The organism is Microbacterium rhizophilum (assembly GCF_039605615.1).
In the GTDB taxonomy this organism is placed as follows: Bacteria; Actinomycetota; Actinomycetes; order Actinomycetales; family Microbacteriaceae; genus Microbacterium; species Microbacterium rhizophilus.
Genome location: NZ_JBCNUN010000014.1, coordinates 1 through 1,396, shown reverse-complemented (window position 1 = coordinate 1,396; position 1,396 = coordinate 1). Strand labels below are relative to the sequence as shown.

1 protein-coding gene is annotated in these 1,396 nt (G+C 67.0%); it reads right to left on the bottom strand.

Annotation, left to right across the window (positions count from 1 at the left end; translation table 11 throughout):
* Nucleotides 1–60: 60 nt before the first annotated feature.
* Entirely contained in the window at nucleotides 61–1,296 is a 1,236-nt protein-coding gene (locus AAD528_RS15500; RefSeq protein WP_445974735.1) for an integrase core domain-containing protein, read from the bottom strand.
* Between the last annotated feature and the right edge of the window lie 100 nt (nucleotides 1,297–1,396).

The following is a 1,396-nucleotide window of genomic DNA, read 5'->3' as shown; positions in this document are numbered from 1 at the left end:
TGTGATGTCTCAGGACATCGGTGACGGAACTGCATCAGGACATCGGTGACGGTTCCTGCATCAGGACATCGGTGACACTGGGGTGGCCATGAACCCGCCGGGTTTGCCGTTGCCGACGTATCGAGTGCCCTTGGCGGGGCGGGGGAAGGTCAGGATCGCGGTGCCGCGGGCGTCGAAGACGGTCACGTTCTCCTCGTCCCAGATGACGTCTACGGTGGTGCCGCCGTGCTCCTTGCCGACGTGGACGGGGACGCCCAGGACGGTGATGACTCCGCGGGGATAGACCAGGCAGGTCTTGTGGCCGGCCGCGTATCGGTCGGGCTTGACCTGCGCCGGCTCGGCGGGCTGTGGACGAGGAGGCTCAGCGACGGCAGTGGCATCCCAGGCTGCCTGTGGGCTCATTCGCCCGGGGAGGGCTTGGTGGCCGCGTTCGTTGTTGTAGCCGTGGTCGAACTCGTCGACGAGGGCCTGCAGCTGCTCGAGGGATTCGGCGAGAGGCTGCTTGTCGAGCCATCTGAACAGCGTCTGATGGATGCGTTCGTTCTTGCCCTGCGTGGTCGGCTTGTAGGGCTTGCCGGTGATCGCCTCGACTCCGAGGCGGGTCACGTAGGCGACCAGCTGCCCGATGATCCCGCGACGAGACGGATTCAGTGCCGCCCCGTTGTCGGACAGCAGCCGCTGCGGGACGCCGTGACGTTCGATCCCTTTGGAGACGACAGCCAGCGCTCCCTCGGCGGTCTCACCCGAGGCGACGTGGGAAGCGATCGCGAGGCGGGAGTGGTCGTCGATGAGCTGGAAGATCACGCAGACGCGGCCGCGGGTGAGGACGTATTCGGTGGCATCCAGCTGCCAGCAGGCGTTCGGGGCCGGATAGACAAACCGCCGCCAGGACGCGCGCGGACGTTTGCGGGGCTCGAGGCGAGCCACGCCCGCCTCGCGGAAGATCCGTGCCAATGCGGCGATCGACGGCGGGGTGAGCCCCATCCGGAGCATCTTGTCGTGAACGCTGATCGGCCCGTGATCCCATCCGGACTGCTCCAGCGCCGCGCGGACCTTGAGAGCTTCCGCCTTCACTGCCTCGCTCGTCGCAGTCGGAGACGATCTCGGGCGGCGCGAACGCGGTTCCAGCGCCGCCGCCTCCCCCTCCTCGAGGGCGCGGCGGCGGATCTCGTAGAACGTCTTGCGGGAGATCCCCGCGTCCGCGCAGAACGTCGTCACCGCCCCGCGCGGGGCGTCCAGCGGCCACCGGGAGATTTCGAGACGTATGCGGGGATCGACGGGTTCAACTCGGCTCACCCCGAAAGCACACCGCCCCGCGAAGTGTCACCACCAAACACACCCGAAGTGTCACCGATGTCCTGATACAGAACTGTCACCAATGTCCTGCGACATGACA